Annotated in this window: 24 protein-coding genes and 1 pseudogene; 9 read left to right on the top strand and 16 right to left on the bottom strand. The window is 51.4% G+C overall.

Annotated features, from left to right (window positions below):
* Positions 1-78 precede the first annotated feature (78 nt).
* Both NSU01_RS11360 and NSU01_RS11355 read left to right on the top strand, forming a co-directional pair.
* Positions 79-1,254, top strand: coding sequence for a copper amine oxidase N-terminal domain-containing protein (locus tag NSU01_RS11360; RefSeq protein ID WP_256703756.1), 1,176 nt, complete (start codon positions 79-81; stop codon positions 1,252-1,254).
* Between the two features lie 236 nt (positions 1,255-1,490).
* Entirely contained in the window at positions 1,491-1,874 is a 384-nt protein-coding gene (locus tag NSU01_RS11355) for a hypothetical protein (RefSeq protein ID WP_076242790.1), read from the top strand.
* Between the two features lie 8 nt (positions 1,875-1,882).
* Here the strand turns inward: NSU01_RS11355 and NSU01_RS11350 are convergent, their stop codons facing one another.
* Positions 1,883-3,718 (bottom strand): UbiD family decarboxylase, encoded by a 1,836-nt coding sequence (locus NSU01_RS11350; RefSeq protein WP_076242789.1) that lies wholly within the window; start codon positions 3,716-3,718, stop codon positions 1,883-1,885.
* 187 nt (positions 3,719-3,905) lie between these two features.
* On the opposite strand from NSU01_RS11350, the gene NSU01_RS11345 reads away from it, so the two are divergent.
* Positions 3,906-4,994 (top strand): low temperature requirement protein A, encoded by a 1,089-nt coding sequence (locus NSU01_RS11345; protein WP_076242788.1) that lies wholly within the window; start codon positions 3,906-3,908, stop codon positions 4,992-4,994.
* A gap of 113 nt (positions 4,995-5,107) precedes the next feature.
* Here the strand turns inward: NSU01_RS11345 and NSU01_RS11340 are convergent, their stop codons facing one another.
* From NSU01_RS11340 to NSU01_RS11330, 3 genes are all read right to left on the bottom strand, one after another.
* Positions 5,108-6,511 (bottom strand): NAD(P)/FAD-dependent oxidoreductase, encoded by a 1,404-nt coding sequence (locus tag NSU01_RS11340; RefSeq protein WP_076242870.1) that lies wholly within the window; start codon positions 6,509-6,511, stop codon positions 5,108-5,110.
* 326 nt (positions 6,512-6,837) lie between these two features.
* On the bottom strand, positions 6,838-7,971 hold the full coding sequence (locus NSU01_RS11335) for a Ger(x)C family spore germination protein (RefSeq protein ID WP_076242787.1): 1,134 nt from the start codon (positions 7,969-7,971) through the stop codon (positions 6,838-6,840).
* Positions 7,968-9,368: a spore germination protein gene (locus NSU01_RS11330; RefSeq protein WP_076242786.1), complete on the bottom strand. Its 1,401-nt coding sequence runs from the start codon at positions 9,366-9,368 to the stop codon at positions 7,968-7,970. The genes NSU01_RS11335 and NSU01_RS11330 overlap by 4 nt, the downstream gene beginning before the upstream one ends.
* A 126-nt stretch (positions 9,369-9,494) precedes the next feature.
* Between NSU01_RS11330 and NSU01_RS11325 the strand changes: the two genes are divergently transcribed.
* Positions 9,495-10,562 (top strand): endospore germination permease, encoded by a 1,068-nt coding sequence (locus NSU01_RS11325; protein WP_076242869.1) that lies wholly within the window; start codon positions 9,495-9,497, stop codon positions 10,560-10,562.
* Here NSU01_RS11325 and NSU01_RS11320 read toward each other — a convergent pair.
* From NSU01_RS11320 to NSU01_RS11310, 3 genes are all read right to left on the bottom strand, one after another.
* Positions 10,537-11,526 carry a hypothetical protein gene (locus NSU01_RS11320; RefSeq protein ID WP_076242785.1) on the bottom strand — a complete coding sequence of 330 codons (990 nt, stop codon included), beginning with the start codon at positions 11,524-11,526 and terminating at the stop codon, positions 10,537-10,539. The genes NSU01_RS11325 and NSU01_RS11320 overlap by 26 nt on opposite strands.
* 14 nt (positions 11,527-11,540) lie before the next feature.
* Positions 11,541-12,272, bottom strand: a complete 732-nt coding sequence (locus NSU01_RS11315; RefSeq protein WP_042135508.1) for an alpha/beta hydrolase — start codon at positions 12,270-12,272, stop codon at positions 11,541-11,543.
* A 135-nt stretch (positions 12,273-12,407) separates the two neighbouring features.
* Positions 12,408-12,743 carry a hypothetical protein gene (locus NSU01_RS11310; RefSeq protein WP_052421773.1) on the bottom strand — a complete coding sequence of 112 codons (336 nt, stop codon included), beginning with the start codon at positions 12,741-12,743 and terminating at the stop codon, positions 12,408-12,410.
* Positions 12,744-12,938: 195 nt separating this feature from the next.
* Here NSU01_RS11310 and NSU01_RS11305 point away from each other — a divergent pair, with 195 nt between their 5' ends.
* Positions 12,939-14,210, top strand: coding sequence for a S8 family peptidase (locus tag NSU01_RS11305; protein ID WP_256703755.1), 1,272 nt, complete (start codon positions 12,939-12,941; stop codon positions 14,208-14,210).
* A 467-nt stretch (positions 14,211-14,677) separates the two neighbouring features.
* Here the strand turns inward: NSU01_RS11305 and NSU01_RS11300 are convergent, their stop codons facing one another.
* The gene (locus NSU01_RS11300; protein ID WP_083705179.1) at positions 14,678-15,130 is read right to left on the bottom strand and encodes a GNAT family N-acetyltransferase; all 453 of its coding nucleotides are present in this window, start codon (positions 15,128-15,130) and stop codon (positions 14,678-14,680) included.
* Positions 15,131-15,238: 108 nt separating this feature from the next.
* Between NSU01_RS11300 and NSU01_RS11295 the strand changes: the two genes are divergently transcribed.
* Positions 15,239-16,162 (top strand): GNAT family N-acetyltransferase, encoded by a 924-nt coding sequence (locus tag NSU01_RS11295; protein ID WP_076242784.1) that lies wholly within the window; start codon positions 15,239-15,241, stop codon positions 16,160-16,162.
* On the opposite strand, the gene NSU01_RS11290 is transcribed toward NSU01_RS11295, so the two are convergent.
* The 4 genes from NSU01_RS11290 to NSU01_RS11275 form a co-directional block, all read right to left on the bottom strand.
* Positions 16,141-17,451 (bottom strand): amidase, encoded by a 1,311-nt coding sequence (locus tag NSU01_RS11290; protein WP_083705176.1) that lies wholly within the window; start codon positions 17,449-17,451, stop codon positions 16,141-16,143. The genes NSU01_RS11295 and NSU01_RS11290 overlap by 22 nt on opposite strands.
* Before the next feature lie 198 nt (positions 17,452-17,649).
* Positions 17,650-18,093 (bottom strand): hypothetical protein, encoded by a 444-nt coding sequence (locus NSU01_RS11285; protein ID WP_042135502.1) that lies wholly within the window; start codon positions 18,091-18,093, stop codon positions 17,650-17,652.
* 53 nt (positions 18,094-18,146) lie between these two features.
* Positions 18,147-18,584 carry a LytTR family DNA-binding domain-containing protein gene (locus tag NSU01_RS11280; RefSeq protein ID WP_076242783.1) on the bottom strand — a complete coding sequence of 146 codons (438 nt, stop codon included), beginning with the start codon at positions 18,582-18,584 and terminating at the stop codon, positions 18,147-18,149.
* Positions 18,585-18,814: 230 nt separating this feature from the next.
* The gene (locus NSU01_RS11275; RefSeq protein WP_042140972.1) at positions 18,815-19,831 is read right to left on the bottom strand and encodes an alpha/beta hydrolase; all 1,017 of its coding nucleotides are present in this window, start codon (positions 19,829-19,831) and stop codon (positions 18,815-18,817) included.
* Positions 19,832-20,147: 316 nt separating this feature from the next.
* On the opposite strand from NSU01_RS11275, the pseudogene NSU01_RS11270 reads away from it, so the two are divergent.
* Positions 20,148-20,473 (top strand): annotated as a pseudogene (locus tag NSU01_RS11270) (transcriptional regulator); the annotation flags it as partial.
* Positions 20,474-20,791: 318 nt separating this feature from the next.
* Here the strand turns inward: NSU01_RS11270 and NSU01_RS11265 are convergent.
* Positions 20,792-21,694: a GNAT family N-acetyltransferase gene (locus tag NSU01_RS11265; RefSeq protein WP_076242782.1), complete on the bottom strand. Its 903-nt coding sequence runs from the start codon at positions 21,692-21,694 to the stop codon at positions 20,792-20,794.
* Positions 21,695-21,801: 107 nt separating this feature from the next.
* Positions 21,802-22,077, bottom strand: coding sequence for a CD3324 family protein (locus tag NSU01_RS11260; protein ID WP_039305165.1), 276 nt, complete (start codon positions 22,075-22,077; stop codon positions 21,802-21,804).
* Positions 22,078-22,484: 407 nt separating this feature from the next.
* Here NSU01_RS11260 and NSU01_RS11255 point away from each other — a divergent pair, with 407 nt between their 5' ends.
* Together NSU01_RS11255 and NSU01_RS11250 are read left to right on the top strand one after the other, a co-directional pair.
* Complete coding sequence (locus NSU01_RS11255) at positions 22,485-24,176, top strand: M3 family oligoendopeptidase (RefSeq protein ID WP_076242781.1); 1,692 nt, start codon at positions 22,485-22,487, stop codon at positions 24,174-24,176.
* Positions 24,177-24,567: 391 nt separating this feature from the next.
* Entirely contained in the window at positions 24,568-24,963 is a 396-nt protein-coding gene (locus tag NSU01_RS11250; protein WP_052421770.1) for an ABC transporter substrate-binding protein, read from the top strand.
* Positions 24,964-25,069: 106 nt separating this feature from the next.
* On the opposite strand, the gene NSU01_RS11245 is transcribed toward NSU01_RS11250, so the two are convergent.
* Together NSU01_RS11245 and NSU01_RS11240 are read right to left on the bottom strand one after the other, a co-directional pair.
* Positions 25,070-25,720: a hypothetical protein gene (locus NSU01_RS11245; protein ID WP_076242780.1), complete on the bottom strand. Its 651-nt coding sequence runs from the start codon at positions 25,718-25,720 to the stop codon at positions 25,070-25,072.
* A 36-nt stretch (positions 25,721-25,756) separates the two neighbouring features.
* Positions 25,757-26,146 carry a DUF1801 domain-containing protein gene (locus NSU01_RS11240; protein WP_042135495.1) on the bottom strand — a complete coding sequence of 130 codons (390 nt, stop codon included), beginning with the start codon at positions 26,144-26,146 and terminating at the stop codon, positions 25,757-25,759.
* Between the last annotated feature and the right edge of the window lie 6 nt (positions 26,147-26,152).

Genomic DNA, 26,152 nt, shown 5'->3' with positions numbered 1-26,152 from the left:
CTATATATTCGTCTATATGGAACAGAAGATTAATGCCAGAGCCATGGCAATTACGCTTTTATTGAAAGGATGGGAACGATGAAGATTACCCGGCAAATATTACTCCTCCCCGCACTTGCGCTTGCAATGGCAACGGGCACACCGGCAGTCCCGGCTTCCGCCAAGTCTGTTTCTGAGGTAAAGATCTACTTTACCTATAGCAGTGAGAGCGGTATATCGGGGAGTTCAGCGGGGAACGCACAGATCAAGAATGGAATCTCCTACATGCCTGCCAATCTGGTGAAAGCTACCGGAATTGAGATCCTGTGGAACAATGCGGCTAAAACTGCGGCATTCAGCGGCTGGAATAAAAGCTTCAGTGTGCAGCTGGGCAGCTCCACCGGTGTGCTCGACGGGCAGAAGGTTCCGCTAGGCGGCACTCCGTATATGTCAAAACAAGAGCTGTATGTACCTGTTAAATTTATTGCAGCGGCACTTGAAGGGGGACCTGTCCGGTGGGACTCTGCAAAGAAGACTCTGCTGATCAATCATCTGCATATGTACCGCAGCTATTCGGAAACCTTCGAGGGCGGAGTGTATTCCCTATCCCTTGACAGCGGTGAGTTGTACCTCACCACCAAGCAGAACACGAAGCACAAGCTTGCTACGCTGGGCAGAGGTCTGGATGTTATTGACTTCACCTTCGAGCATACACCTGCAGGCCTGACTTTGCTGCGTGTAAGCAATGTTTACGGCGAACCGCATCTGCATGCCGGGTACTACACCTATCTTTTGAAAAATGGCAGTGTCATTCGTCAGGGGCATATAGATACCTACACCTCCTTCGGCACAGCCGCCCAGTGGTCTGAGGAGAAGCTGGTATTGAATGACGGGCAGACTTTGCGGCTGATTGAGGATGGAACGGGAGCGGTCAGTGAAACAATTAATTTACCGCACCTGATGGGTGCAACCGTCACGAAAGATGTCTACTATAATGTCGAAGCTGTCTTCAAGGATGTCCTGCTGGTCCGCCCTCTGGATACAGCCCTCCTGACACTCGTCAATCGTACTACCGGCGAGCAAACCCTGCTGTACAAAGAGCTGCTTAGTGCTGAAGGGCAGCTTGATGTGGAGCAAATAGATTATATGTTCCCCGGGGACCATATTAAGTTCACCAAGCGTGAGGGCAATGTGTTCACCTTCACTGTTAACTATCTGGACGGCAGCAAAGAAACTGTGCATACCTATACACTGCCTGACAGCGAGAGTGAATAAAACAAATTCAAGACAAGCTAACAAGTGGATAAACGTCAACTAATTCCGGGGAAATCTTCCTAAATGGAGCTGCAGTTGGATAAACAACACTTAATTTAACCCATCTTGCGGGATATCGGAGATATGGGCAGAATTAAGTGATGTTTTTCCAGTTAATGTTACTGTTTGGGTATCGCCAAGATAATTAAGTGACGTTTTTCCATCTAAAAGCTTACTGAAAGGAGTAAACCAGACGAATGAAGAAGTTCATTGTTGCCGCAAGCGTAATTTTCCTCGCTGCCTGCTCATCTGCCGGCCAAGAAGTACAAACCCCGCAGCCGGGTCCCTCTAGTCAACACGTAGAGGTCCGCACTGCGGGGTCCATTGCCTTTCCATGTGTCAAATGGAATGACCGGATTTATCAAATTACGAAAACGCAGGTTACTGATGTAGGGGAACAAATCGGCGAAATCACATTACAGTCCCTGGAGCCTATCGCAGATACTCCCAACAACTTCTCCACTACTTTCTCTGAAGGCAGCAAGTTATACGCCATTAATGATATCCCTACAGCAGAAGCAATCGCCGTCTTAAACAGTGAAGGTGAATACATTAAAGTCGAGGTGCCCGTCAGGGAGTAAGCCCCATTCTATCCCCGTATACCGCCCAGGCTGGCTCCGGGAGCAAATACCCGCTGTATATTCTTCTGCACCTCAGGATCGGGGATTAACGGCGGCGCCTGATGCGGCTTCACCCGGGCATCGATAATGATATTATCGCAGGCCCAATGTTTATGCTCTACCCTGCTGTTCACCCCGTGGATATCATGGGAAGGATTGCTCCGCGTAAAGGTCGCCCACAGGAAATTGTTCAGATGCTCCGACATGAACCCGCTATCGTCGCACAGAATGATCATCGGGCAGGAATCGGGCGGCCCCTGCTCTGCAATGGCGGCACACAGGCCGGCGATTTCCGCTGCTGCTGACTGGTAATCCGCGAACGGCTTGCCTTGCAGCGCCACAACACCCGGCATAATCATCGCCGCCGGTCCCCAGCTCTGCTGTGCCTGCAGAATCCCAGGCACCTCCGTGCATAGCCTCCGCTTCTGCTCGCCTACCGCAGCGAACACCACCTTACTGCCGCTGTTGATTCCCGTGCCGGAGTAATCCAGTGTATCTATGGTGGTATTCGTCTGGAAATGAATATCGCGGTGCAGATTAATCCGCTCCAGGATATACGTCAGGAAACCTTCAATATCATGCGTGCTGACCGGCTGGTCCTCTTCTGCGGTGATGAACAGATATTTCGCCAGACTGAGCTGTCCGGTTCCGAGAATGCGGTTGGCGATGGTCAGCAGCTCCGCCGGCTGCTTAAGCTGCTGATAAGGCGTATAGCGTTCACTGCCGATGGCGAATAGCAGCGGATGCACTCCTGAGGCATCTACGGCATGAACTTCCTTAACGCCGGGAACCTCAGACTGAATTGCCCCGCCCGTCAGCTCATGAATCAATTCTCCGAAGGCGGTGTCTTCCTGCGGCGGACGGCCGACGACCGTGAACGGGAAGATGGCCCCTCGCTTGGCGTAGACCTTATGCACTCTCATCACAGGAAACGGGTGGGTCAGGCTGTAGTAGCCCAGATGATCCCCGAACGGACCTTCCGGCTTCGTCTCACCGGGATGGATCTCTCCGGTAATTACGAAATCGGCATCACTGCTGATGCAGAATCCGTCCACATAGGTGTAGCGGAAATGGCGTCCGGCCAGCAGCCCGGCAAAAGTCATCTCGCTGAGGCCCTCCGGCAGCGGCATCACCGCCGAGAGCGTATGTGCCGGAGGCCCGCCGATGAAGCAGCTCACCTTGAGCGGCTCGCCGCGTTTATTGGCCTGGGACTGATGTATGCCGATGCCGCGGTGAATCTGGTAATGTACACCGACCTCTTTGTTCATCTCGTACTCATTGCCGCTAAGCTGAATCCGGTACATCCCGAGATTGGAGTTCATGATCCCCGGCTTGTCCGGATCTTCCGAATACACCTGCGGAAGCGTGACAAATGCCCCTCCGTCTCCCTGCCAGTGCTTGATCTGGGGAAGATCGGAGATTTGAATCTCCTCGAAACCGGCAGGAGCACTGCCCTGTTTCTTCAGCGGAAGTGCTTTTCTGGCTGCAAGGGCGGTTCCAATGTATTTAAAAGGCTGCTTTAGCGCCTTCATGGGATTGCTGCGCAAAGCGATAACATCCTGGGAGGATTGCCAGGTATCCCGGAAGATGAATTTGCTGCGCTCGATCGTTCCGAACAGATTCGATACCGCGCGGTACTTCGAGCCCCGGACATTCTCGAACAGCAGCGCGGGACCGCCCGCTTCATAGACCTTCATATGGATCGCAGCCATCTCCAGATGCGGGTCAACTTCCTCATGTATGCGAATTAAATGTCCGTGCTTCTCCAAGTCAATAATGCATTCTTCCATATTACGATATGACATGCTTCTACCCCGATCCTGTAAAGAATATGAACCTCTATATTATCCGTGAGAGCGCAGCCCAGGTCAATTGCTGCCGGAATGAACCATGGTTAATCCACCTGCTGTCTTGCCTTCTTCTATCCAGAGCCTTTATTATACTTGTTAACCGGACTGCTCCGGTAAACATACGGCAAAGGAGACTTGCAGAATGATTATCAAAAAAGTAACCTGGCTGGAGCTCTTCTATGATTTGCTGTTTGTCGCTGCGGTCTCCAAGGCCAGCCATGTGCTTCTGCATGTAGAAGACGAGGTTCTCTCTCTGGAGACACTGGGCAAATTCGTACTGATCTTCATTCCGATTTGGTGGGCCTGGGTAGGCCAGACGCTTTTCGTCAACCGTTATGGACAGGATACGGTGGCGCACCGGATTTTTCTGATCATCCAATTATTCTTCGTGCTGATTATGACAGCCAGCCTGTCAGTGGATTTCGATGCCAACTATCTGCCGTTTCTGATTGGCTATCTCGGACTCCGGATCATGACCGCCGTCCAGTATCACTACGCACATTCCAAAGAAAGCGGCCATCTGCGGAATACTGCCCGTTATTTGGGAACACGCTTTTGGATCGGACTGGTGATTTCGGCGTGTTCGCTGTTCTTCGATTCCTGGCTCCGGTATGCCGTGCTGTACGCCGGGATTACGCTGGACATTATCCTCCCGCTGACCGGCCGGCGGATTCTTGTGAAGACTCCCGCCAATACGCATCATCTGCTGGAGCGGTTCTCACTGTTCGCTTTAATTCTCCTGGGTGAATCTGTCGTCAGCATTCTTGCCGTACTGCAGTCCAGTACCTGGACCGGACAATCTGTCGGCTTCGCCGCCCTCACCTTCGTGCTGATTATCGCGATGTGGTGGCAGTATTATGACAACCTGGAGAAGAAGGTCGATATGCATATTCAAACGGCCGGACAGACCATTATCTACGGACATCTGTTTATCTATCTGTCGTTATGTATGCTTGCCGCATCGATCCAGCTGCTCTTCCTGAATAAGCTTCATTATGACCTGATGCTGAATCTGCTCTTCGGCTCAGTCCTGCTCTACTTCGCTTCGACCACACTGGTCTTCCATGTCTACAGACATAAGCAGCACCGGCTGGGGGTTAAGCATCTGGCGCTGCTCACCGCTATCCTGATCTGCTTCTACGTGCTGGATCACGTAATCCATGTTCCGAATGTGCTGATCATGGGCGAGCTGGCGCTGTTCTTCGCGGTGTATGCCAGGATCACAACCTAGACCCGGCTGCCAGGCAGCAGCATGTAAGCACCAGGCCACTTCTCTGGACACGCTCCACAGCACAAAGGCTGTACCAAAGGTCTTCCTGACCCCCGGTACAGCCTCTTCTTGTATTATTTGCCGGTAAACTCAATCTCGTCGTAATCATAATACGCCTGCAGGGTCTGCTGGCGGTCATCCATGAACAACTGGTCGGCTACACCACAGACAAGCTTCGGTATCGCATTCTTCAGGCCGGAGATCGCCGATGCCGATAAGCCGCAGCTGGCCAGGGCCGAATAATTGAAGATGAATATTCCATGCAGCAGCTTGCGGTCTGCCTCATCCCGGCTCTGCAGCGCAAACCCCGGGCTGAGGTACGGATGCGCATCCAGCAGCGCATTCGCCGCTCCGGCCGGCGCCTCATAGCGGTCGCGCCAGCGGGCAATATGAGCTTGGACCTGCTGCAGCTCCGGCCGCAGGGCGGGATCACTGAGCAGCCCGGTGCTGACAATCAGGAAGTCGAAGCTGAATTCACCCTTAGGCGTAGTCACTGCCGCTTCTTCTCCGGAAGCCGCCACACTAAGCCAGGGAGAATCGAGATGCAGCCGGAAGCCGGGCCAGGCCGCCGCCCGTGCAAAGGTGTCGTTCGTTGGCGGCTGATTATAATTGAAGAAATGCGAGATCACCGCATATTTATCTGCATCCGCTAAGGCATGGAACCGTTCAATCATGCCCGAAACCTCCATCTGCCGGATCGGATTGACATTCGGCAGCTGTTCGCGGCGGACAAACACATGCGCTTCCGCCGCTCCTTCAGTAAGGACGAAGTTAGCATTGTCGAAGGCCGAGGCCCCGCCGCCGAGAATCGCTACCCGCTTGCCACGGAGAGCGGCGAAATCAATCTTCTGCGAGGTATGTGCATACAGATGCTCCGGCAGATGCTCCGCAATCATCGGCGGGACATGCCACTCGCCTCCGCCCTGGATACCTGTGGCCAGTACGATCTTACGCGCCAGCAGCAGACCGGACGGGGCACCCGCTCCGGCAATCCGCAGCCGGTAGATCCCGTCCTCACCAGGCTCGATCAGCTTAAGCTGCACCTCATTGATCACCGGCAGCTGCAGAATCTGCCGGTACCAGCGCAGATAATTCATCCAGTCGCCGCGGGGGATTTTGCCTAATTCATCCCAGGCCGCTGTTCCCTTCTGCGCTTCCCACCAGGAGCGGAAGGTGAGCGATGGAATGCCCAGATCAATGGAGGTCAAATGCTTGGGTGTGCGCAGAGTCACCATCCGCGCGTACGTTTCCCAAGGACCTTCCAGCCCGTCACTGTTCTCATCAATAATCAGAATGTTGGATATCCGTTCACGCAGCAGGCCGAAGGCTGCGCCTAATCCGCTCTGCCCCCCGCCCACAATCACAACATCATAGACATGGCCTTCGGGATGCTCCAGAGGGCGTACCCAGTCCGTGCCGCCATAGGCAAGGTAGGAAAGATCGGTCTTCACACGTTCATTCAAGGCTTCCAGGCTCATCATCCTCAGACCTTTCGCTGGCATCTTTAGGCTGCGTAATTACGGGCATTTCCGCACTGTATCATACCTATACCTATGGCCACATTATATCTTTAATGCACCGGCTTTGAAATGTTCGTGGCAGGTTTATTGTCATTATAGCTAAAATTTGCGGATTGGTTTGTATAATCGAACAATATTTTATAAATATTACGCATTAAATCTTGACAAAAGATACAACAGCCCGTGCAAGCCGCTTATTCGCGGCATGAAATCTGTCATAACAAAAAGAAGCTGCAACCTCAGCCTTTATGGCCGTGATAACAGCTTCTATAATTATCATATTGCTATTCCGCATCCCTAAGCGTTGTCGTGCCGTTAATATCTACCGTAACCTTAAGATCGAGCTCTGTACTCCCGATGATATTCCGGCCGGCGAGCTTAGGATATTTCCGGTCAAACTTCTCCTGGATATCAAAAATATCGGTCCCTTTGTCCTTCCATCTCTGAAACAGCGCCAGACAATCGGCTCTGATCTTCGCTGCCATGGACGCCTCCAGCTTCGCAATATTCTCCTCATTCAGCTTCAGCTTCCCCTGGATTAAGGATACATCGGTGTTCAGCTTAAGGATGATCTCCATCTTTAGTATGCCGTCTTTATAATCGAGCCTGGACTTGTAGCGGTTATTCTGCAGCAGCAGGCTCACCGTCTTCGTCCGGTCCTCGGGATTCTGTGTATTGATATTGCCCGATACCTCGTTATCGAGCAGGAAGTTGAAGTAGATGGACTTCTCGCTGCTCAGTCTGCCTACCATTCTATATTCTTTAATCAGCGCCAGTCCGTCCAGGAAATATTGACCCTTGGTATCCTTATCCTTGGACACATTCATGATCGACATGGAATTCACATGATCGCCGATAATCTTCTGATTCATGAACTCCTTGATGTTCAGCTTGACGCCATAGGAGGTTACGGATGCTTTGTTGCCCAGCATGTCATAGAGATAAAGGCCGGTCATAACCTCTTCCTCGTGGTTGGGCTTGATGAAATCCTCTGTCTCTCCTACATACACGCCCAGAAGTGTACGTGTGCTGGATTCCTGCCACCGGTCAAAAATATCAAATGCCTGGTCCAGCCCGCCCGCCGCAAAGCGTTCCGTGAAGAGGATTACTTTGTTGTGGGCAAGGGTAACCGGGGCACTGGTGTGGGTCTCCAGCCGGTTGATTGCATCACCCGGATTCTGGGTCGCTATTTTATATACAATACGTTCCTCCTGGTTCGCCTCTTTGGAGGAGTTGCGGATGGAGTTCAGCGTCTCAAAATAAAAAACGAGATTCTCCTCCTCATCCTGATCAATCAGAATGGAGGTCACGAATGCGATGTGGTCAAGATCCCTGTAGCCCAAGCAGGAAGCCAGCAGGAGGGGCAGCACCGCCAGCATCAGTGTGACGAGTACTTTTCTGCGGAGCGCCTTGATCATTTTCTGCCCCGGTACAGGAAGGGTTTCGATACTTTGCTCAGCGGTCCCCGGACCAGCACATCCAGATTGGCGGCGCGGAACGATTTCTCGGTGCCCAGCGGGAACAGATACGGATAATCACAGGATCTCAGCGATCCCAAATGGGCCACCAGCAGGATGAATCCCAGATAGAAGCCGTGCAGCCCGAAACAGGCAGACATGATGATAGAGAACACTGCCCATACAGAAATGGCCGAGGTCAGACGCGGATTAATGAACGAGGTAATGGCATAAATCCCTGTCACGACCACTGTAGCCTGGGAAGCCAGTCCGGCGCCGACAGCGGCATCGCCCAGAATCAGGGCACCTACAATGCTGAGCGCTTGTCCGATCTGATGCGGCAGCCGCCGTCCCGCTTCCCGGGAGAGCTCGAAGAACAGGAACATCAGGACCGCTTCCACCACTGTCGGAAAAGGCACTCCCGAACGGGACACGGCAAGCTTGAACACAAACGCAGAAGGAATCAGCGAGAAGTGATGCGTTGTCAGCGCCACATAGAATCCCGGCAGAAGCAGCGATACCAGCACCGAGCCGAATCTCACACAGCGCAGCAGCGTAACAAACAGCCTGTTGGTGGCATAATCATCCGGGGACTGCAGGTTCTCAAAAAAGAAACAGGGCGCGGTCAGTGCAAACGGCGTACCATTCACAATTACGGAGATTCTGCCCTCAAACAGCTTGGCGACTATCGCATCGGGCTTCTCGGTGTATCCTATGGTATCGAACAGCGTCTTGCCCGGACTTAAGGCTTCCGCAACATACTGTGCGCCCAGCACGAATTCATTGTCCATAGCCTCCAGCTTCTGGCGGACAGTCGCGACAAGATCCTCCGGAGCCGTCCCCTCCACATAGAGCAGAACCGCCTGCGTCTTCGACTGCTTGCCCAGAATATGGCTTTCGATCTTCAGCGTCTGCGTAGCCATCCGTTTGCGGATCAGGCTGACATTGTTGACCAGCAGCTCATTGAAGCTCTCGTTCGAGCCGACGAGCGACGCTTCGAACTGCGATTTCTCAACCGGACGGGATTCCAGCTTGCGGGCGTCACAATAAACAGCATACTGGAGCTGCTCAAAAATCAGCACCGGATCACCTGCCAGCAGATGCTCAAGCGCCTCGTCCGCATCCCGGACCTCCCCGAATTTAGCGGCATAGATGGCCTTACCCACCTCTTCCCTGCTGGTAATCCCCCCTGACGCCTGCGACAGCGGCTCGATAATATATTGGCTGATATAGGTAGAATCACAAATAGTCTCTATATAAAAGAGAGTAATGACAGCATCGTTCATCACGATATCCCGCTTAATGAAATCAAAGCAGCCGCTTAGTATAGAGGAAAGCTCACTCGCCTGTACGGTCATCCGGGTTCCCGCCCTTCTTAAGTGGTAGGGATAGTATGCCGGATTCCCGGAATAATATTCCTTACAGCGGACCATACTAGAGGTTAAGTCTAGATTTTTCTGAGAGAAGGCGTACTAGTGGGAAGTATGAACTCCAAACATCTGTTTTTCATCATCTGCAGTCTGGCGATTGTCACTCTTAAGACCTTCCCCTCGTCATTCATCCGGCTAGGCGGAAGAGATACCTGGATTGCGATGATTGCTGCTTCAGCCTGTATTCTTGTTTACATGTGGGTTATTCTGACGATTAAGAAGAGGACTAAAAATTATAACCTGCTCGACATCTATGCAAAATCGCTCGGCAAATGGGGCGGCGGCTTTTTTTCCGTGCTGTTTTTGCTGACCCTTCTATTAACTATATTTGAGAGTGCGGGCGCCGAGGCCAGTGTCATTCACACCGGTTTCCAGCTGTTCACGCCTGTATGGGTCTTTATACTGGTGACTGCGGTAGCGACGGTCTATGTGGTCAAAAAAGGGATTGCTTCCGTAACGATTACGACAATTGTGGTGATCTTCTTCATCAGCCTGTCCGGTATGCTGCTCGCCTTCCTGACTCATAAATACAAAGACATGAAGTATATCTATCCGATCCTGGAGCATGGAGTAACCCCTGCACTGCTGCTGAGCACCCTGAAGATTCTCGGCGCACTGAGCTGTGTCACCATTATGATCCCTTACCTGGACAGTGTGCGGGACAAATCCAAGCTGCTCCTGCATACGTCGATTGCCCTGTTGTTCATTATCCAGATGCAGATCTTCTCGATGCTTGGCGTCATTACTACCTTCGGGCCGGACCGTGCGGTCAACCTGCTGTTTCCCAAGCTGACACAGACCCAGATTATCAGCGCCTTCGGCTTCCTGGAGGCCGGTGAGCTATTCGTCATGCTGCAGGTGGTCGCCGGCTGGTTCATCCGTTATATCGTCTGCTTCTTTGCACTGATGGAGCTGATCCGGCTGTCGGGCCTGAAGATCCGGTTCAAGGAGCATTATGTCTGCGCGCTGACGATACTTTTCTCGTACCTATTCTCACGGGATTTGTTCGATATGTTCAAGCTGCTCGACTATCTGCTATATATTCAGCTGGCCAATTTCCTGGTCATTCCGCTGATCCTCTATAGTATTTATTATTTCAAAAAGACTTCAGCTCACGGTTGATTGTCTCCAGCATTCTGCCAATCGTATTTGTATCAAAGAATAAGCCCACACCAGCCGGTTTCGGCTCAGCGGTAAGGTGATTGAAGCGGGCAAAATCCCCGTCCGGCAGGATATGGTACACCCGGGCCTCTTCATGCAGATCAGCCCAGTTCTCAAGCTTGGCCTGCTTGCTTAGATCGACTACATATACGAGCTTCCTGCCGAGATCCAGATACAGATAATCCCCATTCCTGCGCGGCGGCTTAGGCCATCCCGAGCGCAGCAGAACCGGACGGCTGAATTCCTCCTGGGACAGATGAATGCTAATGACTTCCAGGGTGCCGGAATCCACAGCAAGCGTCAGATGCGGTGTGAATCCTGCCAGGAAGCGCAGCATCAGGGAATCCTTAAGGGAATCCTCAAACTTCCAGCCCAGCGGGGCCAGCCCAAAGTCCTCCCCTGGCGGATCAAGATACAGCTTATGCAGCAGGGCTTGCAGCTTCTCTATTTCCGGACCTTCACAGGGTTCAAGCTCCGCACGGTTAACGGTATAATTCACAATACTCCGCTTGCCGGCATCCCATACACTGATATCATGATGCCGGTACAGATCTTCCATTAACGGCAGCGCTGCGGTGCGTGCAGCCCCGAAGAGTGCTTTGGACGCCGGCTTCAGCTTCTGCAGAACCATCCCACTTCCTCTGTCCGCAGCAGTGTACTGCAGAACCTTGTTGAAATGCGGGCTAACCTCTTCCAGCACCCGCTTCGCGGCTTCTTCATTGCGCATAGGGATCGTAATAGACATATTCTCCGTTAGCCAGGCACTGGCAGCTATGAAATATTGCGCGAGTGCAGTCATTTCAGCAGGCTGCTCCTGCGGCTCCATTCTGCGGATACGCTCCTGCTCCGTCACGCTGCTGAAATCGAAAGGCTCCAGCTCCGTGATATACTCAAGTCTCGTATAATTCTGGATCCAGTTAAACACAGACTTACCTCCTCTTAGCGAAAAGTCTCAGACATACATCTCTCAACCTCAGCTATATACTTCGCCTGCTCTTCATCCGGAATCATATGCCCGGACTGTGTAAATTCGACTACAGTGCAGCAGGGCACCAATGTGCGGTACTTCTCCATTACTTCATCTGATATATCCGATGGGATCATAGATTCCGGATTCCTGCCGGCAAACAGCGTGACGGGAATTGCAAGCTGCGGCAGTTGTGCCGAGAAGTCCACTTCACGGGCTTCCCGCCCCATTCCCTGCAAAGCCTCCCGGCGGATATAGTTCAGAAGAGGCACCTGCTGATAGACAAGGCTGCTCCAGAACTCCAACGTTTCAAGGGACATGGCCCTGTGAACCGGCGGTTGATCAACCAGGATAAGGCCCCTCATCTGATCCTGATGCCTTAGGCTCCAGCCAAGAGCATAGGCAGCGCCCCGGGAGAAGCCGAGTACAATATAGTTTGTAAGAAGGCTATGGTTAACTACAGCCTCAATATCGGATAAATGATCTTCCAGATCATAACCTGAATCCGGTGTAGAGCTTAAGCCGCGGCCGCGGAAGCTGAAAGCCACTACATGACCCGGTAAATGGCTGAGCAGCGGAATCGCCCGCTCCGCCGGCTCCCACAATCCGCTGACCACGAGCAGTGACGGTGTTTCAGCACCCGGCATCCCGCTCTCCATCACATGCAATAAAGCAGTTCCATTATGAACAAAATAGCTTTTCATCGTTGTTCCCCCTGCTATGTATGATAAAACTCTTTTTTCTATAATTTCACATTTCGCTTAAACGTACAAGGAATCATCTCTATTATTCTGTATAGTAAAAGGCACGCCCCGTATAGAACAGGACGCGCCGGCCTTTTAGAAACGGGCTACAAAGAACTCACGGTTGGCAGGGACGAATTTCTGAGTACGCTGAACATTATCCGCATCAATAATTCTAAGGGTGTAGCTGATAGTTGTCAAAGTGCTGATTGTGTTAAATTGGGCTACACCGAATTCATCGAACTGTGCGGTGGTAACCGTGCCTGAGCTTCTGGTCAACGTAGCCGTCCAGCCTTGCGTTTCATAAGGAACATTGTTGTTATTTACTGCGAGCACGATGAAATTGGTGAGAACCTGTTTGATCCGCCGTCTCTTGGGTCTTACTACCGCCGATGCTTTTGCTTTTTTGGCCATGAGGAGACGTTTTGCCATGAGTGCTTTCTTCTCTGATTCTTTCAATTGCTTCACCACTTTCTGTTGGAATACAGTAGTAAATGCAACTGAAGAACCGGCTGACACGCGTTATTGCCTGGTATTCATAGAAATGTAGCACTGTCCTATATTAATAGATTCGTACCCACTGATCACCCGGCCGCATACTATGCTTCCATAGAGGTGATCACATTAATGACTGATATGTTATGGGTTCAGCATCATGCCGCCAAGCTTAACCGTCCGCTGAAGCAAAAGATCCGCAAATCCTATACATCCACCGTGAAACCGGCTGCCATTCCGGTCATTATACAGTTCAAGCATCCGCTGACTCCAGCCAGAATGAAGGCTCTGCAGAAGCATCTGGGGACACACGCTTTTCCGGTTAAACATCTGTTGCCCCTGCACCGTGCAGTTGCCTCACATATTACGCTGAAATGTCTGGAGCAGGTATGCTGCTGGAACGGGGTCCATAAGGTCTATCTCGATGGCATCAAAAAAACCACCTTAAATATCGCTACCCCGTCCATTGGTGCCACCACCGTGCAGCGTTCAAGAGGGCTTACCGGCAAAGGCATCAATATCGCCGTGCTCGATACCGGTGTGTATCCGCATCCCGATCTGACCCGGCCTGTGAACCGGATTATTGCCTTCAAGGATTATATCAATCACCGGAAGTGTCCGTATGACGATAACGGGCATGGCACACATATTACCGGCGATGCCGCAGGGAACGGCTGGTCCAGCAAAGGTAAATACAGAGGGCCGGCACCTGAAGCAGGGATCGTCGGAATTAAGGTGCTGGACAAAAACGGAGACGGTTATGACTCCACCATCATTAAAGCCATTGAATGGTGCATTGCCCGGCGCAAAAAGCTGAAGCTGCGCATCCTGTCCATGTCCTTTGGCGGACCGTTAAATCCGTCAGCTAAAGACGATATTCTCGTCCAGGCCGTCGAAAAAGCCGTCAAAGCCGGACTCACAGTAGTCATCGCAGCCGGCAACAGCGGACCCGGGCGCAGAACGGTTGAGTCGCCCGGAATCAGTCCCTCCGCCATCACCGTCGGAGCCGTGAATGACCGCCGGACGGTGACGCAAAAGGACGACCGTATCGCCGTCTACTCCAGCCGAGGACCGGCTCCCGGCGGTAAGGTGAAGCCTGATCTTGTTGCCCCCGGCGATTCGGTGATCTCCCTGCGTGCACCCGGCTCCCAGCTGGTCCGCGAACTGCCGGGAAACAAGGTTGGCAGGAAGTATTTCAAGCTCTCCGGCACCAGCATCTCTACGCCGATCGTGTCCGGTGCAGCGGCGCAGCTGCTGCAGCTCCGCCCTTGCCTGACGCCCGGCCAGGTGAAGTCCTTGCTGAAGCGGAACGCCTTCTCCCTTGGCCTGAAGCCTAATACTGCTGGCAGCGGCGAGATCGATGTGCGCTTCCTGAAGCGCTGCGCTAAGCCTGGCGGCAAGTAGAAGCAGCCCTTTAGCGTACGGAAGCAGCCTTTTAGCGTAACGGAAGCAGCCCTTTAGCATAACGGAAGCAGCCTTTTAGCGTAACGGAAGCAGTTCTTAAGCTTACGGAAGCAGCCCTTTAGCTTACGGAAGCAGCCCTTTAGCATAACGGGAGCAGCCCGCTTCCGTTTTGCTTAAGGGCTTTTTTTATCCCAAAGCAACAGTGAACGGCCCGCGGTTAAACGGGAGGTAGCTAAATGTTGTACGGATTACAACTCGAATGCTGAGTCACCTGAGAGTTTAGGAGAATTGTTGTACGAAATACAATAATCTCCCCGTTAATTAGCTTGGCGGAAAGAAAGTTCTGTATTTTATACAACAATTTGGGATTTGGGTCGATATTCTAGCGGAAATGTTGTATTTCGTGCAGGATTTTAACTTATACAACCTACAGACGGTTCAATCCTTTCACTTAATTATTTCATCCGTTAACGTATTTTCAGAACCATTTCTTTCTCCAAATGCTTAAACCCTAATTTCTCGTACAGCATTCTCCCGTCTGCGGTGTAATCGAGGAATATTTCAGCTATACCGAGGCGTTCAGCCTCTTCAATTAGTGTATGGAGCACACGGGTAGACAAGCCTTGTCTCCTGAACGCTGCAGCAGTATGCACATTATAGAGATATCCTTTTTTACCGGAGGGGTTGCTGACTGTGGGCAGAACTTCATAGGTGCTCATGACTGCAATGGAGATGATTCTGTCCTGCTCAGTAGCGATATAACAAACCAGCCTCCCATTGGCGAGATTCTCCTGAATATAAGCATAAGTCTCTTCCTTGAAATTTGCCGGCAATACGGCATGCGTAACCTCCTCAATAAAAACAAGCCTATTCTCCAAAATGACCGCCGCATCAGCTACAACAGCTTTTCTTATTTCCATAGGTCCCTCCTGAGTATGTATTTAACATCCGCAATTTCTGTCCGGCATTCCGCTGCAGGCTTCGTTATAATTGTAGATAATTCTATTAGCCAACTGGAGTGAGGGTCTATGATTAATATTCGCAAAGCTATGGCCGAAGATGCCGAACAACTGGCTGCGGTTATGAAAAGAACATTTGACCGGGAAATGCAGCGCTGGCTGCCGGGGGAAGCGCTGCAGGACAACAATCTCCGCCCGCCGGGTTATGATTCAATTGAGCAACACAGGTATGCCATAAGAGAAACTGATTATTATGTAATTGAAGACGGCTCGCAGATCATTGGTGGTGCAAACGTACATATAGTAGGCAGACATGCCCGGGTTGACAAAATATACATCGATCATTCCTATCAAGGCCGGGGTTATGGTTCGAAGATTCTCTCCTTCCTTGAAGAGCAGTATCCTGCAATGCGTACATGGAAGCTGGAAACCTCAAGCAAACAGCTAAGCAACCACTATTTCTATGAAAAATCCGGGTATATGCGAATCTACGAATCCCCGGATGAATACGGCTATATGAATATAACCGGATCCCTGCCAGCTCCAGAGGAGCAGGGAATCCAGTTTGAAGATCAGCGGCTCTCCGGAGCGGAGTTTGAGAACTGTGCAATGGATAAGGCTGATTTCTACAACATAAATCTTGCGACGGCCAGCTTCAATAACAGCAATCTGCACGGCAGCCTGTTTAGTGACTGCAACCTGAGCGGGTCCCGGTTCACCAATCTCAATCTGACCGGCGTCCTGATTGCCGACTCCAGATTAAGCGGCAGCGAAATTGCGCTGGTGGCACTGGATGGTGTGCATTTCCATGATACGAGTCTGGGTGCTTCCGGTAATCCCGCCCGGTTCGAACGCTGTGATCTGGCAGGAAGTCAGTTCAGCGGCTGTGATCTGTCCGGCGTAAATATCTCGCAATGTGAAATATCCAGCCTGCGGATTAATGATATCCCTGTGGAGAAATTGCTGGAGGCTTATGCGCTTGTGCATAAGTGAGGCCAAAGCTCCTGCACCCAAGCCAGCAGTGTCTCGTCCTCTCCATGGGTGCCGATGCACTGGAAGCCGAGCGGCATACTCCCGATCATTGCAGCCGGCAGACTGATTGACGGCGATCCGGCGAATCCCCAGATGGCAGGCATTCCTGCCCAGCCTGTATTATTCTCCTCTACCTTGGGTGCCGTGCCTCCTTGGGCTGGCGACACCCACAGGTCGATGCCCTCCTGAACCATAAGTTCCTTCAGATCACGCCGCAGAATCATCTGCTGTCCCCGGTACTGCTCCAGCTCCTCATCCGGAATCTGCCTGCCTCTAACGATAGCTTCCTGAACTGGAAGTCCGTATTCCTCCCTATGCTCCGCGAACCAATGCTCATGCTCCCGCGCCAGTTCTCCCTCGATAAACCGAATCATGGCATCTCCATAGATGAATTCATCCTTCCAGGGCATATCCACGTGGCGGACTTGGTAGCCCAGCTGTTCGAGTATCCCTATCTGAGCGATGAAGACAGCTTTTACTTCCGGACTCATTAACTCCATGTACACCCCGGCGGGAACGCCAAGGACCGGCTTGCGGTCAGATATAGCGGGAATGGCTTCCCAATCCGGTACAAGCAGAGCTGCGGCGGCCTCCATACCAGGCAAATCTTGAGTGAAGAAGCCGATGGTGTCAAAAGAAGGCGAGAGCAGCAGCACCCCGTCCAGCGGAACCCGGCCATAGCTCGGCTTGAATCCGACCACGCCGCAGAAGGATGCAGGAGCGATGACTGAGCGCAGTGTCTGGGTACCGACCGCCAGCGGGCAGATTCCCGCAGCAACCGCAGCGGCTGAGCCTGCACTTGACCCGCCGGGAGTATGCGCGGTGTTATGCGGATTACGCGTTGCAATAGGCCCGTTATAGGCAAATTCCTCGGTTACCGTCTTCCCGGCAATCAATGCGCCAAGGAAGCGGAGTCTTAGGACCAAAGAGCCCTCTGGTCCGGTCAACAGATCAGCGGGTAGCTGCGAACCGGCCCGGGTAGGCAATCCCTTCACATGCAGCAAGTCCTTAACTGCCACAGGAATGCCGAATAAAGGCAGTTTGCTGTCAGCTTCGCTGTAAGTATGCAGCAGCAGCGCTTTTTCCCGGCCAAGCCGTTGTTCAGCGTACGCTTCAGGAACAAAAGCGCGGATCTGCGGCTCAAGCTGACCGAACCGCTCCAGGTACAAATTAAGTGATTTCTCAAGCCGGACTTCTGGCTCACCCGTACCATTCATCATCTCTATCAGTGATGATCTGTTAAGCAGCATGATATCAGCTCCATGGAAGATTATGTATAACACCGTCTTAGTTACGCTTAATTTGCAGAATGGTAACAGGATTTTTGTGTTCTCTAAATACAATAAACCAAATAAAAAGCCTCCCTGGCAGATCCGGCACCAAGGCGGCTTTCGAATATTCGCTTATAAGGCTGCACGTGTGGAGGCTATCTGCTAACTTCTTACTGCTTATTTATCCCCGTCCTTCTTATACTCCTCCAGCTTCTGGTTCAGCTGCTTGGCTTCCCTTTTACCGTCAATGTGCATCATTGTGTAAACCATGGTTTTGACTACGAGAATTACGATGACGAACGGCACCAGTACTCCGTTATCGAGCAGCCGGGGACCTGTAGCGAACAGCCACAGCCATAGAATCACAAAAACATCGGCGAGGATAAAACAAATGTAGAAGCTGATTGTCTGTACTTTTTTATCAACCTCATAGGTATTCACCAGTGCATAGCGGAAGCAGGTAAATGCCAAGGCCCCCAGGAACAGCTGCATAAACAGCGAGCCGTTGATCGTCTCCGTAGAACTCAGAGCCAGCACAACCGCCGCAAGTACCGTCAAAAATCCGCAGGCCGTTAACAGATCTTTCACGAAAAAAGATATATATTTACCGGTTGTAATCATGATATTCCCTCCCGAATATTAAGCAGCTCATTTCTTCCAGCACGAATCATCCGCTACAACCCTAATTTTTGTTTAAGCACAGGGACATATTGTCTGGAGATATAGACCTTTTCACCGTTTTGCAGCAGCGCTTCGTATCTTCCATAGAGTACCGGGCTGAGTGATTTGATTCGGGCAACATTCAGGATGGTCGATTTGGATGCTCTGAAAAAATCCCCATGCTCGTAATCCATCTCCAGCTCATACAGCTTCAGCCGGGATTCGTACACCTTCTCGTGGCAATAAATGAACACCTTATGATCCACCGCCTCGAAGTAATACACATCCCTTGGACTAATGATATGCAGCTGCAAATCGCTCATCCCGATCAGCTTTCTGGAGCTGGAGTTCACAGAGTAGATCAGCCTCAGCAAGGAATCATCCGGGTCGTTGCACCTTAGAATAATTTCAGGCTCACCGCCCTCCGGAACGTTCTCAATTGTAATTTTCATCGCCCATCGCCTCCTGCGCTTCTCCTTACAGTTACAGTATATTTTTGCTAAAAGACTTATACAATGGCCTTTGCGCAAGCTGCGCTACAGCGGCTTCAAGCTGCAATTTCTGCAGGTCAGGATACTATATACAAAAAAGAAACGGCAGCACCGTCCTTTGGATTAGGATAGTGCGCCGTTCAATCTCGGCTTCCGCTGCAATTGCTAATGTACCGCCCAGAGAACGTACGCTATTGCGGTAATTTAGCCCATGTCTCGTTCAGCCACTGTGCAAACTTCTCTTTCTCTTCAAACTGCGGATAATGTGCCGACTCGTCGAACACCACGAACTCCTTATACGGCGCCTCCAGCTCATCCAGGTATTTGCGCGCCTCGCTCACCGAGGTCATCAGATCAAATTTCCCCATGACAAAATAAACGGGTATATCCATGTGATCCACCAGCTCCGTCATATCATGCTCTGACAATTCTGGCTGCAGTTTAAGCTCCGAGATCGAATTCCCCTTGAAAAAGCGGACGGCGTCCAGCAAATTATACTCCGTTCCGAACAGTAAACCTTTGAAAAGATCGGTGATGTCGTCAATCTGTCTTACTGAACCGCCGTATTTGCTGATTTTGTCACGGGGACTGATCGCGTCTCCTGTTCTAACCGGTTCCCTCAAGTGCTCCAATTCCTCCGCCTCTGCGTTATTGCCGGCAAGCCTCGCCTGATCGATCATGAATTGCAGACTTTCCAGCTCGCTGTTAACCCAATTGGCCGTCTGGCCAATCCCGATATAGGCACTGAACTTGTCCGGCGCCTTGCTTACCGCCTGTGTTGCTATGTATGTACCGTAGGAGTGGCCGATCAGCAGCACTTTCTTCTGGTCAAACTCCCGCTCAAGATATTCAGTGAGGGCCAATAAGTCCTCAACCAATAACTCTGAAGTCAAATTCGAATAATCCTCGGAGAAATGATAGGACTTCCCGCTGCCCCTCTGATCATACTGGACAACCGTGAAATTCTGCTCCAGCAGATTCTGATATTTCCTTACATACGGAGTCTCCGGGACCCCTGGCCCGCCATGTACAAAAATCACCAGCGGATTGCTCCGGTCCTTCCCCCGTATCATCACTTCCTGCCTGGCGCCGTTAATCTTAATCTGCTGCAGAGTACTTATACTGTTGCTTCCTTTAATACCTGGAGTCCATGTCGGAAAGACGAATCCCACTCCAATTAGCAGGACGATTAGCAGCAGGCCAATCATCAATATCCGCAAAGCGGTTCTCCGCTTGCTTCTGTGTTTCTTCAATCTTGAATCCTCCTTAGTATTTTACCAAGTCCTGATTTCCCACCTTATCACATCATTGGAAGATCAAGTATGATCCAAGTCGCTTTCTGGCCTGAATATGGGGAGGTATAATAACCATTATAGGTCGTGAAGCACACGCCGCCGCAATAGAACGTTTGTCTGGAGCTAGCCTACCGGATACGTTGTATTGCGGCGGCTTTTCTTGTTTTTCGGATCGGATCAGCTCAGCTCAAACTCAGGGGACAAACTATTCGCAAGGGGAGATACGGCAATGTCGAGATTTTATGAAGAATGGCTGCAGGAACAGATTCATGCGGAGACAGGTGCAATACGCTTGGAGCTGCTCCAAAAAGGCCTAGGGCACGGAACCAGAGAATTTCTGCGCACTGTCTGGTTTCCCGCTATCGGAAATTTCAATCATCTCTTTCCGGAATGGGAGGTCCGGGATTTCAATAACGGCTACCGCTATTTGGATCTGGCGTATATGCCCGGTGGAGCAAAAGGCGGAATCGAGATCCAGGGCTTCGGCCCTCATGCCAGGATGTCAGAAGATTCAAAGACCTGTGCAGACGGCATTGTCTACTCGCACTGGATGGCATTCAGTCCGCGAACAACCCAAAACCGTCCATAAATCCAAAATAACGGAATCTCAGTCCGCGACTCTCCGCGGCTTTCGGCGGCTTTCGGCCACTGTACAAATTCAACTACTGTACTCTCTATATATGATTTTCAGCTCGGCTACAACCGCTAAGTGGCGCCAGATACCCGTCCCTGCCCCGCTGAACATCTTGACTGTTTCAAATCCCGTCTTATCAAAGGTTATCCTACAATTGAGCCTGGGCTGCAAAAGTCTCCCCAGGAGAGAGTCCACACTATTCTCCCTAATTTCATTCCTGCAATTTCATTCCCGCATTTTCACCCGCGTTGTTTCTCCCAGATGGTCATCTCTTCCTCCAGCGCAAAGCCAATCCTCCGGTAAAAGGGCTGCATAGGCCCCGTATACGCTTTGACCATGCCCAGCGTCCGCAGACGGTTCAGGCCTTCATATATCACGGCTCTGCCCAGCCCCTGTCTTCTGTAATTCACATGTGTTCCAACCGGTTCGAGCATGCCGATCCTATTCGCTTCATCCACAAAAATATTGCAGAAGGCCACGACCTCTCCCGCAGCGTTCACCAGCGACAGATCCAGCCCGGGAAGGTACCCCGGTGCTTCACGAAGTCCGCCATAATGCTGCAGCGTCTGCTCCGCTTTCTTCGTGCCTGCATAGTCAAAAGCCATAATATGCCCCTGCGCCTTCGCACGGTCACTGACTTCATCCCCGCAGCAAAGGGTGAAGCCATAGGGAAGGTCTGCCCGGAATTCCTGATCCAGCGCGACCGAAATGATATTATCACTTTCATTGCGCAGCAGCTTATATCCCCGGCTGCGCGCCATCGCTTCCAGCGCGGGCATGAATTTTGGAATAGCCAGCTTAGGGCTGTCCGGACTGGAACTCTTTTCTATGAATCCGAACATTTCGCTCAGTAACTCCTCCTGCGGCTCCAGCGTATCCAGCTGAAAATAGTAGTCCCCGTCACGGCAGACAACGGCGGCCAGCTCACCCGCCTCATCTTCCCACAGTCCTATATGCTGCTCCCAGCCGGGCAACATGCCCGCTCTCTTCTGAATAAAGAATACTTCAAATTCCCAGCGGGCAATGGACCAGCTGTTCGGCCGTTTCAGCCTGGAGTAGACCCGCGAAATATACTCCCGCACCTTCATCATATCTTGCGGAGTATAGGCTCTATATTCTGCTCTCCCTGTTCTCTTAGTCATTTCGTCCTCCAGAGGCTCTGTCATGCCTTCATTCTACGGAACAGGCAGAGAACATTATATACCAAGCTCTTCTAGAATTGTTTTATCTCACAGCAAGAACCCGCAGATCAGCTCTGCGGGTTCTTGGAATATACGATTTTTCGGATGCTGTCTATGGATAATCCATATTGCTCACACAACTGGCTCATGTCCGCGCCTTCACGGAAGCATTTGCGTATCTCCCCGTTCCGGATCTTATAGTAACCGGCTGCACCGGAGCTTTCGCCCCATTTTCTGCGGCTGCTCGGACGGGTGGGGATATACAAGGCTTCCCCATGAATATATTGCTGAATTTCCTTCAGCAGGTGATCTGGCAATAACGTTGCTGCATTTACACATTTCATCTTTGGCCCGCTCCTTAAAATAAAATTGATCTTTTAAGGGCAAAGCCTGTATGAATAACTGTACCTATCTGTTACTTCAGGCGAATACTATCCGCTCCATGCCAAGCTTTCGCCTTAGTTATTCCACAGGCTTTGCATGGAGCGTGCCGTTCACATAGTGGTTCATTCTAAACATGGTCCTTCACCTCCCAGGGCAGCGCTGAGCGCCGCCGTAACAGTTACATTTTATGGATGCAGATCATTACTATTCTAAAATAATACTATCCGTAACACAACGTGGAAGTTTCACTGTCCTTTCGCCTTGAGAAATTAAATATAATTAAACTTTACTGTCTAAAAGTTGGTTTTTTGCGGGAGTCGATTATATAATGGGGTTTATATGGTAAAGAAAGGGTGCTGATAATCCAATGAAATTCTCAGAATACCGTTATGAACGTCCGGATGTGGAGCAATTTAAGACCGATTTCACAACCTTGCTGAAAGGCCTGGAGAATGGCAGTCTGGAGGAGCAGAAGGCTGCGGTTGCCGCCATGAATGAGCTCCGCAGCAAATTTGGTACGATGGAGACACTGGTCAGCGTCCGCCACTCGATTAATACCGAGGATGAGTTCTACAAGGCTGAACAGGATTACATGGACGAGATCGGTCCGGTGGTCCAGGAGTACATAACGGATTATTACAGAGCACTTGTAAATTCCAGGTACAGAGCCGAATTTGAACAGGAATGGGGAACGCAGCTGCTAAGCTTGGCCGAAATTTCCTTGCGTACCTTCAGCCCTGAAGTTATCGGAGACTTACAGCTTGAGAACAAGCTGTCCTCCGAATACGCCCAATTGATCGCCTCAGCCAAAATTAGATTTGACGGTGAAGAGCGTACCCTGGCCCAGCTGATCCCTTATGATTCATCGACTGACCGTTCTGTGCGCCAGGGAGCTTTTGAAGCCAGATATGCCTTCATGTCAGAGCATGAACCGGAACTCGACCGGATTTATGATGAGCTCGTCAAGGTACGGGCCAGCATAGCTGCCAAGCTTGGATACAGCAGCTTTGTGGAGCTGGGGTATGAACGGATGATGCGTACGGATTACAATGCCGGGATGGTTGCTAATTTCCGCAAGCAGGTGCTTGAGAATATCGTTCCTCTTGCAACGAAGCTGAAGCAGCGCCAGAAGGAGCGTCTGGGTCTGGATGAATTGAAATTTTACGATGAGGGCATTAGCTTCAATTCCGGGAATGCTACACCCAAGGGCGATGCTGACTGGATTGTGGCAAACGGAGCGAAGATGTACAAGGAGCTGTCACCGGAAACCGATGAGTTCTTCACCTTCATGCTGGACAACGGGCTGATGGATCTGGTCAGCAAGAAGGGCAAGCAATTCGGCGGTTACTGTACCTACTTCAGCGACTATCAGGCACCGTTTATTTTCTCCAACTTCAACGGAACCTCAGCGGATATTGATGTGCTGACCCATGAAGTGGGGCACGCCTTCCAGGTGTATTCCAGCCGCAACTCCGGTGTTCCGGAATATGCTTTCCCAACCTTTGAAGCCGCAGAAATCCACTCGATGAGTATGGAATTCTTCGCTTGGCCGTGGATGGACCAGTTCTTCGAACAGGATGCGGACAAATACCGCTTCAACCACCTGGCAGAGAGTCTGTTGTTTATTCCTTATGGTGTATCTGTCGATGAGTTCCAGCATTTTGTCTATGAGCACCCGGAGGCGACTCCGGCTGAACGTAAGCAGGCCTGGCGGGAAATCGAGCAGAAATATCTGCCCCACCGTGATTATGACGGCAACGTCTATCTGGAGCAGGGCGGCTTCTGGCAAAAGCAGGCGCATATCTACCGTTCCCCGTTCTACTATATTGACTATACGCTGGCCCAGCTATGCGCCTTCCAGTTCTGGAAACGCTCGAATGAGGATTTCAAATCCGCATGGTCGGATTATCTGCGCCTCTGCAAGGCTGGAGGAAGCCAGTCCTTCACGAAGCTGGTAGAGCTCGCCGGACTGATCTCACCGTTCGAGGACGGCTGCGTCAGCTCCGTCATCGGGGATATTGAGAGCTGGCTGAACAGCATTGATGATAAGGCGCTGTAAGCAGGGAATCTCCTATGGCAACAAAGCCACTGAACAATTAACTTAAATAAAAGATTCTAATAACGAGCCTCTGGAATCACTTCCAAGGCTCGTTTTGCATTCCGGGAAAATGTGCTCCCCCATTTTTCAATTTTTAGAATAGGATTGTTTATCAGTGGCTCCGTTGTCTTGAGTGGTTTGCTTACTTCACTGAAGATGTTATGCTTACTCTCAAAAGTCCTTAAGGACAGGGGGAAGGCGAGGCTGCGTTTGGACATCAACGATCTAATCACTCTATGGAATCAGGCGAATTGCAAGGTCATAGATATCCGCCGGGTCACAATCAGGGCTGGTGAATCCCCGCTCTCCTATAAAGTGCCTTCCACCCTGTACCGCCAGAGCCAAAGAAAAGGTGCTCCAAGTCATACCTGCCGACAGCACCTTCTCCGTTATTGAATCGGGCGACAATAGCCTGATGGCCGTCGGAACCTCTTTCGGCAAAGGCGGCCACCCGATATACAACGGATTCGGGTTCAAGCCGCCTGCGGAGATTGCAGCGGAAATGGCCGATCCCGGCTGGGCTTCATTCTCTGCGGAGGTCCTGCCCAAGTATGCGGGAGATTATATTATTCTGACCTCCGATTCGGAAACGCTGGATGAACTTCAGGCGGACCCGATCTGGGGAGCACTTCCCGCAGTCAAGAATAATCATGTGTTCTTATGGACAAGCGAACGTTCCGGTTACTGGGACCCGATAGCTATTCTTAGCCAGACCGAAGAATTGGCCGCATGGCTTGCAGGCTTATAATTTATTCGGGAAACAGGTAGCCAAGCTATACCCCAAACCCCAAAAAGCACTCCCGGCCAGTACCAGCGTCGGAGTGCTTTTTGGATGTAATCTATGTATAACAGCTCTATTCCAGCGGCGGCTCCTGCAGGGCAAACAGAGTCTCCACCGGCTTGAAGTAGAGATGGCCGTCCGGCCATGGCTGGAAATGCAGATCCATCCGCGAGTCCGCCCACACTTCCGGAGTTCCGGATGTAGCCAGCTTCCCAAGCAGTACGGGTACCTCCACCACTGCCGGGAACTCCTGATAGCCGAACAGGAGGTTCTCATGTATTCCGATCACCTCGTATTTCGGTCCATGGAAAGCCTGTTCCTCCTGCAGCTGATAGTGGTAATAGACATAGCTCGCTACCCTCTCCGGCTTCAGATGCGCCACTCTTCCGACCATCTGCTCAGGCTTGGTCTTGCGCCGCCAGTGCGCAGCATCCGCTGGCGCATTGAAGTGAAACACATCGGTCAGGGGAATCCATTGGCGGGGCTGAGCTTCTCCCGGCCAGTCGGCCAGATACTGCGCCGCCTGCGGCAGCAGTTCTTCCGGCAGGATCGCTTCCTCCATACATTCATAGTAGAGGAACACATTGTGATTCCAGCAGAATCCCGCAGCCGTCATCAGGCGGCCCTCCCGGATCAGCCTTGCCGCTTCGCCGCCGGACCGCAAATAATCCTTGCCCGCTTCGCCTGAATCCTTCAGGCATGCTCTTGCCATTACCCTGATCATATGTTTTGTTCAGCCTCCCGTTCTGCCTGAAACTACTTATTTCTTCTTCTGTGCCTTACCCGCTGCCTGCTGCTGATTTTCTTCCACTCTGAATTTAACGATCCTCGTAATGAGTTCATACGGAAGCGGCTCATGAATCGGAAATTGCACAGAGCCTTTGGCCCCTTTATATTTCGCAAGTTCCTCTTTGAACGCTTCAATTCCCTGCGGTGCCGGATAGAATCCAATGTGATTCTTGAATGCGGCGAAATGCACCAGATTCTTATGCAGGAAGAAGGTCGGCATCTGATAGCTGATCTTCTCTTCTGCCTCAGGCGCTGCCTCCCGGATGACCTTGCGCAAGGTCTGGAGAATCTCCTGGACCTCTGGTGCATAGGCGGAAATATATTGATCGACAGATTCATAGGTGACTTTATTCTTTTCCATCGGGGC

Origin of the sequence: Paenibacillus sp. FSL H8-0259 (genome assembly GCF_037963255.1) — a bacterium.
GTDB classification, from domain to species: domain Bacteria; phylum Bacillota; class Bacilli; order Paenibacillales; family Paenibacillaceae; genus Paenibacillus_AQ; species Paenibacillus_AQ phytohabitans.
The sequence above is the reverse complement of the archived record's forward strand: the minus strand, read 5'-3'. Positions and strand labels throughout refer to the sequence as shown.

Coding starts and splice junctions, on each gene's coding strand:
- NSU01_RS11360 (WP_256703756.1), top strand. CDS start 79: ATGAAGATTACCCGGCAAATATTACTCCTCCCCGCACTTGCGCTTGCA.
- NSU01_RS11355 (WP_076242790.1), top strand. CDS start 1,491: ATGAAGAAGTTCATTGTTGCCGCAAGCGTAATTTTCCTCGCTGCCTGC.
- NSU01_RS11350 (WP_076242789.1), bottom strand. CDS start 3,718: ATGTCATATCGTAATATGGAAGAATGCATTATTGACTTGGAGAAGCAC.
- NSU01_RS11345 (WP_076242788.1), top strand. CDS start 3,906: ATGATTATCAAAAAAGTAACCTGGCTGGAGCTCTTCTATGATTTGCTG.
- NSU01_RS11340 (WP_076242870.1), bottom strand. CDS start 6,511: ATGAGCCTGGAAGCCTTGAATGAACGTGTGAAGACCGATCTTTCCTAC.
- NSU01_RS11335 (WP_076242787.1), bottom strand. CDS start 7,971: ATGATCAAGGCGCTCCGCAGAAAAGTACTCGTCACACTGATGCTGGCG.
- NSU01_RS11330 (WP_076242786.1), bottom strand. CDS start 9,368: ATGACCGTACAGGCGAGTGAGCTTTCCTCTATACTAAGCGGCTGCTTT.
- NSU01_RS11325 (WP_076242869.1), top strand. CDS start 9,495: ATGAACTCCAAACATCTGTTTTTCATCATCTGCAGTCTGGCGATTGTC.
- NSU01_RS11315 (WP_042135508.1), bottom strand. CDS start 12,272: ATGAAAAGCTATTTTGTTCATAATGGAACTGCTTTATTGCATGTGATG.
- NSU01_RS11310 (WP_052421773.1), bottom strand. CDS start 12,743: ATGGCAAAACGTCTCCTCATGGCCAAAAAAGCAAAAGCATCGGCGGTA.
- NSU01_RS11305 (WP_256703755.1), top strand. CDS start 12,939: ATGACTGATATGTTATGGGTTCAGCATCATGCCGCCAAGCTTAACCGT.
- NSU01_RS11300 (WP_083705179.1), bottom strand. CDS start 15,130: ATGGAAATAAGAAAAGCTGTTGTAGCTGATGCGGCGGTCATTTTGGAG.
- NSU01_RS11295 (WP_076242784.1), top strand. CDS start 15,239: ATGATTAATATTCGCAAAGCTATGGCCGAAGATGCCGAACAACTGGCT.
- NSU01_RS11290 (WP_083705176.1), bottom strand. CDS start 17,451: ATGCTGCTTAACAGATCATCACTGATAGAGATGATGAATGGTACGGGT.
- NSU01_RS11285 (WP_042135502.1), bottom strand. CDS start 18,093: ATGATTACAACCGGTAAATATATATCTTTTTTCGTGAAAGATCTGTTA.
- NSU01_RS11280 (WP_076242783.1), bottom strand. CDS start 18,584: ATGAAAATTACAATTGAGAACGTTCCGGAGGGCGGTGAGCCTGAAATT.
- NSU01_RS11275 (WP_042140972.1), bottom strand. CDS start 19,831: ATGATTGGCCTGCTGCTAATCGTCCTGCTAATTGGAGTGGGATTCGTC.
- NSU01_RS11265 (WP_076242782.1), bottom strand. CDS start 21,694: ATGACTAAGAGAACAGGGAGAGCAGAATATAGAGCCTATACTCCGCAA.
- NSU01_RS11260 (WP_039305165.1), bottom strand. CDS start 22,077: ATGAAATGTGTAAATGCAGCAACGTTATTGCCAGATCACCTGCTGAAG.
- NSU01_RS11255 (WP_076242781.1), top strand. CDS start 22,485: ATGAAATTCTCAGAATACCGTTATGAACGTCCGGATGTGGAGCAATTT.
- NSU01_RS11245 (WP_076242780.1), bottom strand. CDS start 25,720: ATGATCAGGGTAATGGCAAGAGCATGCCTGAAGGATTCAGGCGAAGCG.
- NSU01_RS11240 (WP_042135495.1), bottom strand. CDS start 26,146: ATGGAAAAGAATAAAGTCACCTATGAATCTGTCGATCAATATATTTCC.